This window comes from Bacillus arachidis (assembly GCF_030285945.1).
In the GTDB taxonomy this organism is placed as follows: Bacteria; Bacillota; Bacilli; order Bacillales; family Bacillaceae_G; genus Bacillus_A; species Bacillus_A arachidis.
Genome location: NZ_CP127376.1, coordinates 1742395 through 1758497, shown reverse-complemented (window position 1 = coordinate 1758497; position 16103 = coordinate 1742395). Strand labels below are relative to the sequence as shown.

15 protein-coding genes are annotated in these 16103 nt (G+C 36.3%); 5 read left to right on the top strand and 10 right to left on the bottom strand.

All coding sequences use genetic code 11. From position 1 onward, the window contains the following. The first annotated feature begins 57 nt into the window (after positions 1-57). Positions 58-819, top strand: coding sequence for a DODA-type extradiol aromatic ring-opening family dioxygenase (locus QRY57_RS10445; RefSeq protein WP_286017376.1), 762 nt, complete (start codon positions 58-60; stop codon positions 817-819). 80 nt (positions 820-899) lie between these two features. Here the strand turns inward: QRY57_RS10445 and QRY57_RS10440 are convergent, their stop codons facing one another. The 4 genes from QRY57_RS10440 to QRY57_RS10425 form a co-directional block, all read right to left on the bottom strand. After that, positions 900-2114, bottom strand: coding sequence for a multidrug efflux MFS transporter (locus QRY57_RS10440; protein WP_286017375.1), 1215 nt, complete (start codon positions 2112-2114; stop codon positions 900-902). Positions 2115-2350: 236 nt separating this feature from the next. Next, positions 2351-3214 carry a GNAT family N-acetyltransferase gene (locus tag QRY57_RS10435; protein WP_286017374.1) on the bottom strand — a complete coding sequence of 288 codons (864 nt, stop codon included), beginning with the start codon at positions 3212-3214 and terminating at the stop codon, positions 2351-2353. Positions 3215-3228: 14 nt separating this feature from the next. Further along, positions 3229-4578, bottom strand: coding sequence for a HAMP domain-containing sensor histidine kinase (locus QRY57_RS10430; RefSeq protein ID WP_286017373.1), 1350 nt, complete (start codon positions 4576-4578; stop codon positions 3229-3231). Then, positions 4575-5246, bottom strand: a complete 672-nt coding sequence (locus tag QRY57_RS10425; RefSeq protein WP_286017372.1) for a response regulator transcription factor — start codon at positions 5244-5246, stop codon at positions 4575-4577. Before QRY57_RS10425 ends, QRY57_RS10430 begins: the two co-directional genes overlap by 4 nt. A 177-nt stretch (positions 5247-5423) precedes the next feature. Here QRY57_RS10425 and QRY57_RS10420 point away from each other — a divergent pair, with 177 nt between their 5' ends. From QRY57_RS10420 to QRY57_RS10410, 3 genes are read left to right on the top strand one after another with little or no spacing between them, the layout of a single operon-like run. Next, positions 5424-6356 carry an ABC transporter ATP-binding protein gene (locus QRY57_RS10420; protein ID WP_286017371.1) on the top strand — a complete coding sequence of 311 codons (933 nt, stop codon included), beginning with the start codon at positions 5424-5426 and terminating at the stop codon, positions 6354-6356. After that, entirely contained in the window at positions 6331-7047 is a 717-nt protein-coding gene (locus tag QRY57_RS10415; protein ID WP_090688387.1) for an ABC transporter permease, read from the top strand. The genes QRY57_RS10420 and QRY57_RS10415 overlap by 26 nt, the downstream gene beginning before the upstream one ends. Continuing rightward, positions 7047-7775 carry an ABC transporter permease gene (locus QRY57_RS10410; RefSeq protein WP_026592029.1) on the top strand — a complete coding sequence of 243 codons (729 nt, stop codon included), beginning with the start codon at positions 7047-7049 and terminating at the stop codon, positions 7773-7775. The genes QRY57_RS10415 and QRY57_RS10410 overlap by 1 nt, the downstream gene beginning before the upstream one ends. A 58-nt stretch (positions 7776-7833) precedes the next feature. Here the strand turns inward: QRY57_RS10410 and QRY57_RS10405 are convergent, their stop codons facing one another. Then, the gene (locus QRY57_RS10405) at positions 7834-8547 is read right to left on the bottom strand and encodes a DUF554 domain-containing protein (RefSeq protein ID WP_286017370.1); all 714 of its coding nucleotides are present in this window, start codon (positions 8545-8547) and stop codon (positions 7834-7836) included. Between the two features lie 409 nt (positions 8548-8956). Here QRY57_RS10405 and QRY57_RS10400 point away from each other — a divergent pair, with 409 nt between their 5' ends. Further along, positions 8957-10045, top strand: a complete 1089-nt coding sequence (locus QRY57_RS10400; protein ID WP_026592030.1) for a CapA family protein — start codon at positions 8957-8959, stop codon at positions 10043-10045. A gap of 45 nt (positions 10046-10090) precedes the next feature. Here QRY57_RS10400 and ilvA read toward each other — a convergent pair whose 3' ends face one another. From ilvA to ilvB, 5 genes are read right to left on the bottom strand one after another with little or no spacing between them, the layout of a single operon-like run. Beyond that, positions 10091-11353: a threonine ammonia-lyase IlvA gene (gene ilvA, locus QRY57_RS10395; RefSeq protein ID WP_286017369.1), complete on the bottom strand. Its 1263-nt coding sequence runs from the start codon at positions 11351-11353 to the stop codon at positions 10091-10093. Positions 11354-11387: 34 nt separating this feature from the next. After that, the gene (gene ilvD, locus QRY57_RS10390; protein ID WP_286017368.1) at positions 11388-13061 is read right to left on the bottom strand and encodes a dihydroxy-acid dehydratase; all 1674 of its coding nucleotides are present in this window, start codon (positions 13059-13061) and stop codon (positions 11388-11390) included. A 45-nt stretch (positions 13062-13106) separates the two neighbouring features. Continuing rightward, positions 13107-14120: a ketol-acid reductoisomerase gene (locus QRY57_RS10385; protein ID WP_208016954.1), complete on the bottom strand. Its 1014-nt coding sequence runs from the start codon at positions 14118-14120 to the stop codon at positions 13107-13109. A 15-nt stretch (positions 14121-14135) separates the two neighbouring features. Then, positions 14136-14366 (bottom strand): ACT domain-containing protein, encoded by a 231-nt coding sequence (locus QRY57_RS10380; protein WP_286017367.1) that lies wholly within the window; start codon positions 14364-14366, stop codon positions 14136-14138. Further along, positions 14363-16087, bottom strand: coding sequence for an acetolactate synthase large subunit (gene ilvB / locus QRY57_RS10375; RefSeq protein WP_286017366.1), 1725 nt, complete (start codon positions 16085-16087; stop codon positions 14363-14365). The genes QRY57_RS10380 and ilvB overlap by 4 nt, the downstream gene beginning before the upstream one ends. Positions 16088-16103 lie beyond the last annotated feature (16 nt).

Below are 16103 nucleotides of genomic sequence, written 5' to 3'. Positions count from 1 at the left end.
TTATATAGTAACTTACATAAAGTAACTATATAATTATATTTTTAGGAGGGAACCATTATGATACCATCATTATTTTTAGCACACGGCTCACCAATGCTTGCTATTCAAGATACAGACTATACACGTTTTCTAAAAACACTTGGAGAAACATATAAACCAAAAGCAATTGTTATTTTTACAGCACACTGGGAAACTGAAGTATTAACCATCTCATCTTCAGATGATGAATATGAAACAATTTATGATTTCGGCGGATTCCCTCCCGAATTATATGAAATACAATATAAAGCAAAAGGTTCTTCAGCCATCGCAACAATGCTCGAAACAAAATTTAAACATAAGGGGATTCCAGTTCACAAAGATACAACTCGAGGGTTAGATCATGGTTCATGGACACTATTACATCGTATGTATCCAAAAGCTGATATACCTGTCGTTCAAGTTTCAGTAAATCCATTCCTTCCCGCAAAAAAGCAATATGAAATTGGACAGGCAATTCAAGGACTTGGACAAGAGGATATTTTAGTAATCGGCAGCGGTGTTACTGTGCATAATTTACGTGCACTCAAATGGGATCAAACAACACCTGAAAGTTGGGCTGTTGAATTTGATGACTGGATTATAAAACATATGCAAAATAACGATAAAGATTCATTGTGCAACTGGGAAACCGCTGCTCCTCACGCACGTTTAGCCGTTCCAAGAGCAGAGCACTTTGTCCCACTTTTCATTGCTATGGGAAGTGGGAATACTGAAGGTAAAGTGATTCATCGTAGCTATGAACTTGGAACATTAAGTTATCTTTGCTTTCAGTTTTAATTAATTTAAAACAAAAAGGATGAAGCACCGTTCACTTCATCCTTTTTATTCAATCTTTACAACCTTTATAATTCACCTTATTAACTAGCTTCCAGATGCTCTTTTTCTGATTCCATTGCGCTTTTACTGTTAAAATATACCCAAATGCAAGCCAAGAATAAAAGCGATGCTGTAGAGAAGAATACATATTGAAATCCAGCATGTGCGGCAATCTGTCCTCCGAGTACTGGTCCAATCATATTTCCTAAAAACTGAAAGGATTGATTATATCCAAAAATACGTCCAGTCACATGTTGTGGTGTATGTTGTTTAAGTAGAGTTTGTACGGAAGGTAACAATCCAGCTTGTGCAATCCCTAATAGAAAACGCAATATTAATAATTGCCAAGCAGCTGTCACAAACGCTTGTGGAATAAAAACAACTCCTGCGACGCACAATGCTACAATTAACGTTTTTTGAGGGCCAATATGATCCGATAATCTTCCGAGTTTAGGAGCTGCTAAAATGACTGCTAGACCTGTTGCAGATATCACCGCCCCCGCAATTATCTCAATATGATCCGTATGAGGACCCGCTAAATGTTTCACATACAACGTAATAATAGGTTGTATGGACATATTTGCAAGTTGAATCATAAAAGTTGCTACAAATAAACTGATAATAAAATGTTTCGCCGGAACCATCGTCCATACTTTTTTTGGTTGCTCTTTTTTTACTTGAACAAAATGATTCGATTCATGTAAAAAGAAAAAAACAATTAAAAATGAAAGAAATAAAAAAGCACCCGTTACTAAAAATACATGACGCATTCCGATTAATTCAGACAAATAGCCACCAAGCATCGGGCCAAGTAAGGAACCACTTACACCACCTGTTGATATAGTAGAAATTGCCCACCCTGAATGCTCTTTCGGTGTTTCTGCTGCTATAAATGTGATTGCAGTCGAAAGAAATCCTGACACTGCCCCCATTAAAAAACGAAGTGCAACTAATTGATATACATTTGTAACAAATCCCATAAGCGTCATAATCATCGCCATACCAAGACTCGCACGAATAAGCATCAATTTCCGGCCATGTATATCACCGAGTTTCCCCCATATCGGCGATACAATTGCACCCATTAAAAATGTTACACCAAATGCAATACCTGACCACTGTGCAATTTCAGATGTTCCCGTTACGCCTAGATCCTCAATATAAAAGGATAAGAATGGTATCACTAAGCTCATACCTGCCGCCGTAGTAAAACAACCAAGCCAACAAATCATTAAATTTCTTTTCCAGCTGGCCATTTTCGCACCTTCTTTCTTAGATACCCATTCTACACCTTTCTACTGAAAAAGTTTAGCAATACGATTCAAAAGAACATATACGTTATTGAAATAAACTAGCAGTTCAGCTTAATAAGAAAAATTCTGCATTTTTACTACAGGATTTTGATTAAATCTTATTCAAAAACTGCAATAACATGTAAGAACAATAAACAACCCTCCTATTGCTTCTGTAACATTTCTACTCAAAGTAATCTCTATATAATATGTATTACTTGCGCATCACAACTCTCCTCGTAAAACTCAATCGGACCTGCCTGACCAATCACTGCATATCCATAACCAATTTGCTTCATTTCAGCCAAGCATCTATGTAATAGTTCTCTTCCTACACCATTTACACGATTATTTTTAGCGACTCCCATCGGTCCAAACAGCCCCTTCTTTCCTCTTACAACATCATAACAAGCAAAACCAATAATCTTTTTCTCTTGCACTGCGATATACATTGGAATTTCTTGATATATTTGAAAACCATGATGAATTGCATCAATCCATCTTTCTCCAAATTCAAACATAACAAATTGAAGAAGTTCTTCTAAATCAGATTGAACAACTCGTCTAACATTGCAAAAGGCATGTTTCATACTTGTTGGTATTTCATAACTATTCAAATTTACAGTCATATCTCTTGGTACTGAAACAATCTGTAAAATACTTTGTTTCATATCTTCGTCTATTAGACTTGCAATTGTCTCATCTTGCTGAAGGATCACGCTTAAAATATGTCCTTCATTCAGATATAATTGATTAAATCGCGCCATCTTATGTTTAGCTAATTGTAATATCTCCATTGTTTTATAAGAAACTTTGTATCCTTGTACTTCTATATATCTTTTATCTTGAAAGCCCGCCTGTTGTAATTGTACAAATTTCGTTACAAAATCTAGCCCTATATTATGAAATAAATACATATATAATTCACTACAAACCCCTGTTCCTTCTTTATACGCTCCTATAAATAAATCTAACGGACGAATGATGTATTCATTATATTTAGATTCTTTGCTTGCAATTTGAAACATTCTGTTTACTCGTTTTGTGAACTGGAATTCTCTCATATGTATTCTCCCTTTTACAGCAACTGTTTAAATATATACTTAACTCCCGTATCATCAGACTTTATATCCCATTCAATATCCATCTCTTTCGTCATAACTGCAATAATGGATAATCCAATTCCCGCACCTTTATTTGGCGAATGAGTATTTTGAAAACCTGGCCCATGGTCAACAACTGTAATTGTTTTTTCCTCATGGTTTACATATACTCCTATAAATTTTCCATCAGCTGCATGCCTAACTACATTTTGAATTATATTATCTATAATTCTTTGAAACCAATTTTCATCGATGTTCCAAAACAATTGCTTTTCTGGAATCACAATATCAACCTCAAAACCTTTCTCATCTAATATGTCATACCATGATGCAACAAGCTTTCTCATTAAACGTGTCATATCCGATCGGTCTGGATGATATGGATATTTCTTTGCCGTTATTAAAGAATAAGATAATAAATTCTCAATTAATTCTGCCATATAATTTATTTTTTCGTCCATTAACATCATTGTTTGATACCCTTTTACCGAAATCACTTCTTCTTTCAATGAATCTATTTGTGCACGCATTATCGTTAATGGTGTCCGTAAATCATGAGAAAGATCGGCAATTAATTTTCTACGAAATTGTTCCTCTTCCTCCTCCTTCAATCGACTTTGCAGTAAAGCCTCTACCATACGATTAAAAGACTCTTCTAATAAACCGATCTCGTCTTGCTTTGATATAGAAATTTTTGACGGAAGTGTCTGGTCATGAGGAAGTTCCATTACTTTTTGTAGCTTTAATAATCTTTTTCTAATCTTAAGAAAAAAGATGATAGAGATAATGATAAACGTCGTAAAACATCCAATAATAACCATTCCAAAAACAATTTCATATCTTTCACGTATTTGAGCAATTGGTGCTTTCACATATTTCCTCGGAATTTGAAATACCATAAACGCCCCTTGTTTCTCTTTTCCAATGTAAGATACAACTGTAAATGGATCCCCTTCAAAACTCCTTTTCATAAACGCAACTGCATCACTTGCACTCCACTCCTGTGGAATATTTTGTTTTTCAGGAATTTGAAGGTTCGTTTTCCCTTGACTATCCACCCAAAACATTGATCCTTCTGGATATTTTTCTTGAAACTCTCGAAAAGTTCGCTCAATTCCTTCAGAATTTTTTTCGTGTAAATCTATCGCTTTATTTCTCCATTCCTCTTCTATTTGCACACTTGAATACGCAACTTTAAAATCTTCTATCCACTCGATATATTTAATAAAGAGAAACGAACTAAGTGGGACAATGAGAGGTAACATTATAATCGCTATAAATATGATAAATAGGTACTTTCTTAATAATGATGTACTTTTTATCATACTTTACACCGATAGCCTATCCCACGTATTGTTTCTATTATTTGAGGGCTACTAGGGTTTCTTTCTATTTTTTCGCGTAAATGACGGATATGAACCATCAATGATTTATCCCCTTCTATGTAGGATTCATTCCATACCGCTTCAAAAATTTGTTCTTTCGTTAATGTACGATTCATATTCTTCATCAAATAAAAAAAGATTCGATGCTGCTTTCCTGATAAAACAATTTCTTCACCCGTGTCTGTATCAACAATCCGGTATTCTTTCATAAATACTTTTAAATGTTTCACATGTTGCACTTCTGCTCCGTCTTTATTGTACCGCCTTAATAAAACTTCAATACGTGCCATTAACTCTTTTGGATGGAATGGCTTTGTAATATAATCATCAGCAAATGTTAATCCATATATTTTATCTTCTAATGTTGTTCTTGCAGTTAGCATAATAATAGGGGTATCTGGATATTCCCTTTTAAAACGTTGACCAAGTGTAAAACCATCAAGACCTGGCAACATAACATCTAAAACAATAACATCTGCTATTTCACATACTTCATTGGCACCATTCTCTGAAGTAAACCATGCAACTTCATACTCTTGTTTTTGCAGTTCTCTTTTGACCCATTCCCCAATCTCAAGATCATCCTCAACATATAAAATGTGTGTCATTTTTTCACCCTCATATATAAATTTAACCTTTCTCTTCCATCATAAGAAATACAACACGATTTGAAAACCAACACACTCCAAAATTAGGTAATACTGTATAAATTTAAACAAATCTTAAACTCTTATAACATTATCATTAACCTTTATTTCCTATACTTGATTTGAGGTGATAGGAATATGAATTATATTTTGGAAACGACAGGGTTAACAAAAAGATATCGAAATGATTATGTAGTACATAACGTAGATTTAAAAATTCCAAAAGGAGAGATTTATGGATTTCTCGGGCCTAACGGAGCTGGTAAAACAACTAGTATTCGTATGCTTTTAGGCCTTATTAAACCAACGCAAGGAAGGGTCACTATATTTCAACAAGATTTAATGAAAGAGCGTTTATCGATACTATCTAAAATTGGAGCTCTTGTTGAAAATCCATCTTATTATGCCCACCTAAATGCCCTTGAGAATTTAGAGGTTTACCGGATTTTAAGAAATGCTCCGAAAGAAAAAATTGAGGAAGTGCTACAAATTGTCGGTTTACAACATGCTGCCAAACAAAAAGTAAAAGAATATTCATTAGGAATGAAACAACGGTTAGGAATTGCCATTGCCTTACTTGGTGATCCACAGCTATTAATTTTAGACGAGCCGACAAATGGACTCGATCCAGAAGGGATTCATGAAATTCGTATGCTAATTAAACAACTGGCGAAAGAAAGAGGAATTACCATCCTTATCTCTAGTCACTTATTAAGTGAAATTGATCAAATGGCAACTTATGTTGGAATTATCGCAAAAGGAAAGCTTATTTTTCAAGATAAAATAGAGATATTGCGCCAGCACGCTCAGCATTCTATTACACTTAGGACAGACAAACCAGATGTAGCTTGGAAGCTCATTCTCGCTAAAGGGATTCCTTCTATGCAAGAGGAAAATCAAATTATTCTATCAAATGTATCAAATGAAACTGTTGGCGAAATTGTAAAAACACTTGTAACACATAACATTTCTGTATTCCGAATTGAAGAAAATAAAAAGTCACTCGAAGAGATATTCTTACAGCTTATAAAGGAGGAAGAGACACATGTACAAACGCCTCTTTCAATCTGAGCTTTTAAAAATAAAAAGGAAATGGATTTGGTTTTTAATCTTTTTAGGACCAATAGGTGTTATTTCTCTTCAAGCATGTAACTTTTTTCTTCGATATGATTTTTTGACAAATAAATATGCGAAGGATTTATGGAGCGGACTCATTTCTGAAGCTCAACCGCTCGCTCTCACAACTCTTATATTAGGAATTACGATCGTTACTTCTTTAATTGCACACATAGAGCATCATTCTAGTTCATGGAAGCATCTCTTATCCTTACCTATTAATAAGGGGCATATTTTTCTAGTAAAATTCATACTGGTATTTTTCCTGCTTACTGTATCTTGTTCTTTATTATTGATTGGCATAGTTGGATTGGGTTTAGTATTACAATTCGATGCTTCAATTCCATGGCTTTCTATATTTAAAATGAGTTTCTATCCTTATTGGTCGGCACTGCCAATTGTAGCTCTTCAACTATGGATTGCCATCATATTTCAAAACCAAAGTATCGCATTTACAATCGGACTGTTAGGAACTATTTTCACAATGTTTTCAATAGCTCTTCCCAATTGGTTTATATGGAGATGGCCAAGCCTACGCATTGACTGGGGATCTCCACTTCTATGTGTAGTAATAGGCCTAATCGTTGGTATATGTATGTTATGTATTGAAACAGCAGATTTTACTAGAAGGGATGTGCATAAATAATGCTTTGGCTTAAAACCATACAAGCTGAATTTTATAAAATAAAAAAAACCAAAATATGGACATTACTATTTTTAAGCCCGACTTTAGCAGGAGTAATAGCTTATGCAAATGCCTCAAACTATCCCGATTATAAACATTGGGAGCTAATTTATAATATCATGATACTGGTACATGGTATGTTGCTTCTTCCATTGTTAACAGGCATTTTCACTGCATTTATTTGCCGATATGAACATTCAAACGGGGGATGGAAACAACTTTTGGTGCAGCCGATAGCAAGGTATCATACCTATATAACAAAATTTTTCTTTGTTCTCTTATTTGTAGGTACAATGCAAATTCTCTTCATTATAAGCTATGTTAGTGTTGGACAACTTTTACATATATCTAGTCCATTCCCTCTCATTCCTACAATTAAAAGTATTATAGGCGGTTGGATTGCTACTCTGCCTTTAATCGCCTTACAATTATGGGTTTCAACCATCTGGTCTAGCTTTGCGGCACCAATTGCTTTAAATGTTATAGCTTCCATACCCGCTATGGTAATTGCAAATTCTGCAAGGTTTGGTCCCATTTACCCATGGTCCCAACCTTTTCTTGCAATGCTTCCTAAAGAAGGATCTGGGCTGTTTTATATCTCTTTTCAAACACTGGTATTTGTCGTAATTGGGAGCTTTGTGATTTTATTTATAGGTGGCTTTATTCATTTCATGAAAAAAGCATATTAATTTTTACATACAAATAGTCCACAACTGTTCCAAAACAGTTGTGGACTATTTAGCTTAATTAAACATACAAATTATATCCATACATAATAGAAACAATTATTCCAACTACAAGTATCCCTGGCAATAAGTTTGCCACTTTAATTTTAATAAAACCAAGTAAATTTAATCCGATTGCAAAAATCATAATTCCGCCAGTTGCAGTCATTTCTACGATAAACTGATTCATTAGCTTTTCTGGTACAAAGCTATTAATTTGCGTCGCGAAAATCGCAATACCTCCCTCATATAAAACGACTGGTATCGCTGAAAATAGTACGCCTATTCCAAGCGTTGTCGTTAAAATGAGAGAAATAAATCCATCAATTATTGCTTTTGTAAATAGCACATCATGATTTCCACGAATACCACTATCTAAAGCTCCAAGTATCCCCATTGCACCGATAGCAAAGATTAATGTAGCTGTTACAAACCCAAGGGATATACTACCTTCTCCTTTTGAGCCAACCTTTTTTTCTAGCCAATCTCCTAAACTCTTTAATTTCTCTTCTAACTCCAGCCATTCTCCAGCCACTGCACCAATAACAAGACTTATAATTACAACAAGAAAGTTTTCACTTTTCAATCCCATTTGAAGACCAAGTACAGTAACAGCTAAACCGATTGTATGCATAACTGTCCCTTTCATACTTTCCGGAATATTGCTTAATAGTTTACCTAAGATAGTACCAATTATGATACAAATTCCGTTCACTACTGCTCCTAATATAACCATTGTGCCTTCTCCATTCTCTTCAACCATTATATTTCTAATTTTTATATCTACCATACAACAAAATACAGGAATTTTTAACAGAATTTTCGAAACCTTATAAGTAAAATTGACTTATGTATTGTATTCTTTCATCGTTTCATGTTACCGTAATATTGCATACACTATGAGAGGAGCTCTCAATACATGCCTATAATCTAACAGACGTATCTTTCAACCTACATATCATGTCTAGCATACATAAACTATTAAGCACTTACTCATTTTCTTACATATTATATAAAACTCTTATCAGCAGATTTTCTATAGGTCAGTCATTATATAAAGGGAAACTTTAATCAGCCCCCACCAATCAAGATTTTACGGGCAGCCCGGAAATAGCGGGAGAATATTGAAAAAAGGAAAGATAACTATGACAACTTTATTTAAACGATTTATTTTAATCGTAATTCTTATTACGCCAATTGTTTTATTGATTAATAACTCCTTTACATCAAAAGCAAAAGATGCATCCGGAGTCGAAAATAAAAAAGAAAAAACAAAGAAAAAAGAAGATCCTGAAATTACACTTACGTTCTCTGGTGATACAATGTTTGATTGGCAATTGCGACCGGTTATTCAAAAAAACGGAGCTGATTATCCATTCCAACACGTAAAAGATGAAATAGCAAAAGCTGATATTTCCTTTATAAACTTGGAATCTACATTTACAACACGTGAGAAAAAAATTCCGGGTCAACAATTCTGGATTAAAAGCGACCCTGCCACCTTACAAACTATTAAAAATACCGGCTATGACATTGTCAATATCGGGAACAACCATACACTCGACTATGGACAAGAAGGTTTAATGGATACGATATCTCACGTAGAAAATCTAAAACTTCCTTATATTGGAGCAGGAAAAAATGCGAATGATGCATACACAGCAAGAGAAATTACAGTGAAAGGGAAAAAATTCAAATTCCTTTCCTTCGTTCGTTTCATGCCTGACTTTACCTGGGTAGCTGGTAAAGACAAGCCAGGTGTTGCAAATGGATATGATATTAATCAAGTCACAAAAACGATCAAAGAACAAAAGAAAGACGCTGATTATCTGATTGTGTATATGCATTGGGGCGTTGAAAAATCAAATAGACCTGTAGACTATCAAAAACAGTATGTACCGAAAATAGTCGAAGCTGGTGCTGATGCGATTGTTGGAAGTCATCCACATTGGTTACAAGGATTTGAATATTACAACAATGTCCCTGTCGCTTATTCGTTAGGAAACTTCTTGTTCCCTAACTATGTAAAAGGAAAAAGTGCTGAAACGGGTGTATTAACTCTTACCTTTAAAGGAAAAGACGTACAGATGTCATTTAATCCTTACATCATTCGTAATAATCAAATTTCACCAACTACTCCTGAGGAAAAGAAAAAAGCATTACAATATTTACAAACTGTTTCAACTGATGTAGAAATTGATGAAAATGGAACAATTAAAAACAAACGTAGTTAGAAAAAAGGAAGCTTTTGCATAAAAAGCTTCCTTTCTCTTTGTATATTAAATTAACAAATCAAACAAAACAGGATTTTTATTTAACTCCATAAATTGAATCTTATTTTCTTGAAAACGGGTAATTAACGGCTCATAATCTTCTTTATGTTTTAGCTCTATCCCAACAAGCGCAGGCCCATTTTCTTTATTATGTTTTTTAATATACTCAAAACGAGTGATGTCATCTTCTGGTCCTAAACCTTTATCAAGAAATTCTCGCAATGCTCCTGAACGCTGCGGGAATTCAATAATAAAATAATGTTTTAATCCTTCATAAATGAGAGAGCGTTCTTTCATTTCTTGCATTCTATCAATATCATTATTGCCACCACTTAACGTACAAACAACGGTTTTCCCTTTAATTTCATCCTTGTAAAAATCGAGTGCTGCAATTGAAAGGGCACCAGCTGGCTCCGCAACGATTGCATTTTTCTTGTACAATTCTAAAATTGTTGTACAAATTTTCCCCTCAGGAACCAACACAATATTATCCAACACTTCTTTACAAATTTCAAAAGTCAATTTCCCTACTTTTTTAACCGCTGCTCCATCAACGAAACTATCAATTTTTTCTAGGGCTACATTTTCATTTTGTAAAAAAGCCTCTTTCATCGATGCTGCTCCCTTTGGTTCTACACCGATTACTTTTGTAACAGGACTCACACCTTTTACATATGTACCAATACCTGATGCTAAGCCCCCTCCACCAATTGCAGCAAAGATGTAATCAACAGGTTTCTCCATATCGTGTAAGATTTCAACAGCGACTGTCCCTTGTCCTGCGATTACATACGGATCATCAAATGGATGAACGAACGTCATACGATTTTCTTCACAATAGCGCTGCGCTTCTTGAAAAGAGCTATCAAATGTATCCCCGACTAATACAATTTTCGCATAAGCACCACCAAAAAATTGTACTTGTGATACTTTCTGCTTCGGTGTTGTTGTTGGCATAAAAATTTTCGACTGAATCTTCAATAAATTACACGTATATGCAACTCCTTGCGCATGATTCCCAGCACTCGCACATACAACACCATTTTGCAATTGTTCTTTCGACAAACTTTGAATGACATTGTAAGCACCACGAATTTTAAACGAACGAATCACTTGTAAATCTTCCCGTTTTACATATACGTCACATTCATATTTCTCAGATAAAACTGAATCCCGTTGAAGTGGCGTTTTATTGACGATATCCTTCATATGATTATGAGCCACAAGGATATCTTCGATTTTCACTCTCTCCTTTACATTTTGCACCATCTCGTATCATTCCTTATCTCTTTTTTATATCGGTTCAATCAAAATTTTGTATTTTCAATACTGCACCTGTATTTGCTGATGTTACCATTTGTGCATAGCGTCCAAGCCATCCTGTTTTCACTTTTAACTCTGGTTTTTTCCATTCTTTTCCACGTTTTTCTAATTCTTCATCACTTACTCTCACTTCAAGTAAACGTTCTTCTACATCAATACATACGATATCACCGTGCTCAAGAAGTGCAATTGTCCCGCCGGCAGCAGCTTCAGGTGAAATATGCCCTACTGAAATACCTCGTGATGCCCCTGAAAAACGACCATCTGTTAACAGTGCAACATCTGCACCTAATCCCATACCAGCAATCGCCGAGGTTGGGGCTAACATTTCTGGCATCCCAGGTCCACCTCTTGGTCCTTCATAACGAATAACAACAACATCTCCCTTTTTCACTTTACCTAGCATAATCCCTGCAAGTGCCTCGTCTTGTGATTCAAAAATAACGCATGGTCCTTCAAAACGTTTCACTTCTGTTGCACCACTTTTAATAACAGCCCCATCTTTTGCAAGGTTTCCTTTTAATATACGCAGGCCACCTTCTTCACTATGAGGATTTTCAAGAGAATGAATGACTTCTTTATCATGAATTTCTGCATGAGCAATGTTTTCTCTTAATGTCTGACCAGTAGCTGTAATACGGTCCAGATGGAGTACACCCTCTTTTCTACTTAACTCTTTTAAAATAGCACTGATGCCACCCGCACGATCAATATCTTCCATATGCCAATTAGAGGCCGGACTCACTTTACATAAATGTGGAACGCGTCTTGAAACTACATCAATTCGGCTCATATCATATTCAAGTCCCGCTTCCTGTGCGAGTGCTAACGTATGTAATACCGTATTTGTTGATCCCCCCATCGCCATATCTAATGCAAATGCATCATCAATCGCCTCTTCTGTCACGATATCTCGAGGTTTAATATCACGTTCAATTAATACTTTTAATTTTTCAGCTGCTTGTTTAATAAGTTCCTCACGTCTTGGATCAGTTGCTAAAATACTCCCATTCCCAGGAAGTGCAAGTCCTAATACTTCACATAAGCAGTTCATTGAGTTTGCAGTAAACATACCTGAACAGGAACCGCAAGATGGACAACCATGATCTTCAATATCCTTTAATTCTTCTTCTGAAATCTTTCCAGATTGATAAGCTCCTACTCCTTCAAAAACAGAGCTTAAGTCGACTACTTCACCTTTCGATGTTTTCCCAGCTGCCATCGGTCCACCTGAAACAAATACAGTCGGAATGTTAACACGTAATGCCGCCATCATCATACCAGGTGTAATTTTGTCACAGTTCGGAATACAAATCATCCCATCAAACCAGTGAGCATTTACTACCGTTTCAACCGAATCCGCGATTATTTCACGGCTTGGGAGCGAATAGCGCATACCGATATGTCCCATCGCAATCCCGTCATCTACCCCAATTGTATTAAACTCAAATGGAACCATTCCTGCTGCACGTACGGCTTCTTTTACAAGGCGACCAAATTCATTTAAATGTTTATGCCCTGGAATAATTTCAATAAAAGAATTACAAATGGCTACAAAGGGCTTATCAAAATCCTCATCTTTTAAACCAGTTGCTTTTAATAAACTTCGATGTGGTGCTTTGTCAAAACCCTTTTTAATCATATCGCTTCTCATTTTTCCAAATCCTTTCCTGTTCACTTTTATTCATCTAATTTCACTCTATTTTTTTACTAACTTTTTTCCTTCTGACCCCTGAATCCAACTCATCATTTCACGGAGTTCCGCTCCTACTTTTTCAAGTTGATGATTTTGCTCTGCTTTTTTCATTGCATTATAAGTCGGGCGCCCAGCTTGGTTTTCTAGAATCCATTTCTTTGCAAATTCGCCTTGCTGAATCTCCGAAAGAACTCGTTTCATTTCTTTCTTCGTTTCATCTGTAACAATTCTAGATCCTGTTACATAATCACCAAACTCTGCTGTATCTGAAATAGAATGGCGCATATTCGTTAAACCGCCTTCGTACATTAAATCAACAATTAATTTAAGCTCATGTAAACATTCAAAATACGCAATTTCCGGACGATATCCTCCTTCTGTTAACGTTTCAAAACCTGCTTTTACAAGTGCCGTTACCCCTCCGCATAATACAGCTTGTTCTCCAAATAAATCCGTCTCTGTTTCTTCTTGGAATGATGTTTCAATTACACCAGCACGTGTACAACCAACTCCTTTTGCATATGCAAGAGCAACATCAAACGCTCTCCCAGTTGCATTTTGATGAACCGCAACTAATGCAGGGACCCCATTTCCTTCTTGGAAAACACGGCGAACAAGATGTCCTGGACTTTTCGGCGCAACCATCGCTACATCTACGTAACTTGGTGGCTGAATTTGTCCAAAGTGAATATTAAATCCATGTGAGAAAAGTAACATTTGTCCTTCACGAAGATTTTCTTCTACTTCATTTCGATATACATGCGCCTGCTGTTCATCTGGCAATAATATTTGTACAACGTCTGCGGTTCGTACCGCTTCTGAAACTGGCATTACTTCAAAGCCATCCGCTTTCGCTACCTCAAATGATTTCCCTGGACGAACTCCGACTACAACACGAATTCCAGAATCACGTAAATTTTGTGCTTGCGCATGACCTTGTGAACCATAACCAACTACCGCCACTGTTTTCCCTGCTAATAGCTCTAAATTCGCATCTTGTTCATAATATGTTTTCATTTTCACATACACTCCTTATAATTTGTTTACTTGCAGAACATCAATTAACTTTTTCAACTGATTTACGAGCAATGTCGCTTCATTTTCTGTACAAACTGTTGTAAGTTTCATTTCCGAAATCTCTCTTGTTTCTCCTTCATCTAAATTTAAAGAAGAAATATTATAACCACGCCGAGCAAAAATCCCACTTACTCTTAGTAAAACTCCAGGATCGTTATTGACAACGAGTGAAAAAGTATGACTCATTCTTCCCACCTCTTCATAATCATTTCATGATTCCCTTTATTAGGAGGGACCATGGGAAATACGTTTTCGCCCTCTTCTACACAAAAATCAACAACAACTGGTCCTTGATGACAAAATGCTTCTAACATGACTTGTTTCGCTTCAATTGGATTTGTAGCGCGCAAACCTTTTACTCCATATGCTTCTGCTACTTTTACAAAATCAGGTGATCCAATCTCTGATTCTGATAAACGATTTTCATAGAACATCTCTTGCCACTGTCTGACCATGCCTAAAAACTTGTTATTAATAATAAAAACTTTCACTGGAATATTATTTTCAGCAATTGTTTGCAATTCTTGAATGTTCATTTGAAATGAAGCATCTCCCACAATACAGACAACTGGCTTATCCTCAAATGCAAGCTGAGCACCGATTGCTGCTGGGAATCCAAACCCCATCGTTCCTAGTCCACCAGATGTTAGAAATGTTCGCGGTTTTTGCGCCTTATAAAAATGCGCTGCCCACATTTGATGCTGTCCGACTTCTGTGGTCACAATTGCTTCACCATTTGTTAGTTCACTTACTAAATGAATCACATGCTGCGGCTTTAATTTTGATTCACTCTGTTCATATGACAGCGGGTATTCTTCTTGCCATGTTCTTACTCTCTCTACCCATGCATCAGTTTGACACGCTACTCGCATATCTACTAACATCTGCAACGCTCGTTTCACATCCCCTACGACTGGATATTCTACCGTCACATTTTTATGAAGTTCCGCTGGATCAATATCGATATGTACCTTTTTCGAATGAGGTGAAAATAACTCTAACTTTCCTGTGACTCGATCATCGAAACGAACTCCAAATGCAAGAAGCAAATCACATTCCGTTACTGCCATATTTGCGGCATACGTCCCATGCATACCAAGCATCCCTAAAAACAGAGGATTTCCTGGTGGATAAGCACCAAGTCCCATTAAAGTTGAAACGACTGGAATTTGATTCCGCCCCGCAAATGTTAGAAGCTCTTCAGATGCATCTGCATGAATGGCACCGCCGCCGATATACAGCAGCGGGCGATCTGCTTTTGAAATTGCCTCTGCCACGCTCTCCAACTGCATTTTGTCTGGTTCGATCCGTGGCTTATAACCAGGAATTTGAACTTCTCCTTCAAAAACATTCGTTACAATAGAATTTTGAACATCCTTTGGAATATCAATTAACACCGGACCCGGCCGTCCACTTTTGGCAATATAATATGCTTCTTGCAATATACGTGATAACTGATTTACATCCCGTACTTGATAATTATGTTTTGTAACCGGCATTGTAATTCCCACAACATCCGCTTCTTGAAATCCATCTTTTCCAATGAGAGGTGTCGCTACCTGACCGGTAATAACAACTAAAGGAATCGAATCCATATATGCATCTGCTAAACCAGTAACTAAGTTTGTAGCCCCTGGACCGGAGGTAGCAAATACTACCCCGACCTTCCCAGAAGCTCTCGCATATCCTTCCGCACCATGAATGGCAGCTTGTTCATGACGCGTTAAAATATGTTTCAAACCACTGTCATACAGCGCGTCATAAACTGGTAAAATAGCTCCGCCCGGATAGCCAAACACGGTTGTTACACCTAATTTTTTTAAGCAGTGAATTACATGTCCGGCACCTGTTACTTTTTTTACTTCTCCGCTATATACTTCATCACACACTGCATGTTGTTCCACCATTTCAATAACTCCTTCC